The 503-nt window shown below is 42.7% G+C and carries 1 protein-coding gene; it reads left to right on the plus strand.

What is annotated here, in order from left to right:
• The coding region (locus BIW15_RS24010; protein WP_179115342.1) for a tautomerase family protein at nucleotides 1-385 on the plus strand (385 nt) is incomplete at its 5' end.
• Nucleotides 386-503 lie beyond the last annotated feature (118 nt).

Below are 503 nucleotides of genomic sequence, written 5' to 3' on the forward strand. Positions count from 1 at the left end.
GGTCGTCATATATGGAATTAAAGAGCATTTGAATCCCATCAAAGCTGATTTATCAGATGTGATCCAAAAATCGATGACTCAAGTTTTAGGTTTGCCTGAAGATAAGCGTGCTCACAGATTTATCCCGCTCGATAAAAGTGATTTTTACTATCCTAGTGGCCGTTCCGATGCTTACACGGTGATCGAAGTAAACATGATGGAAGGTCGCAAAGTTGAAACCAAGAAGGCTCTAATCAAAGCACTGTGTAATAACATTGGATTGAGGTTAGGCATAACTCCCGTTGATATTGAAATTACAATCAAAGAGCAACCTGCTCATTGTTGGGGTTTCAGAGGCATTACAGGTGACGAAGTGGCAGACTTAACCTACAAAGTTCACGTATAACAAGGCGTTCAAGAGGGATTCATGCCGCGTGGCATTTTGGGTATGCGGTTAATTTTGGTGGTGAAAGTGGTCTGCGGAAAGTTGGTTTAGGCGGCATTCACCCCTTAACGCAGCGTTA

Source organism: Vibrio sp. SALL6 (assembly GCF_002002385.1).
Classification (GTDB): Bacteria; Pseudomonadota; Gammaproteobacteria; order Enterobacterales; family Vibrionaceae; genus Vibrio; species Vibrio parahaemolyticus.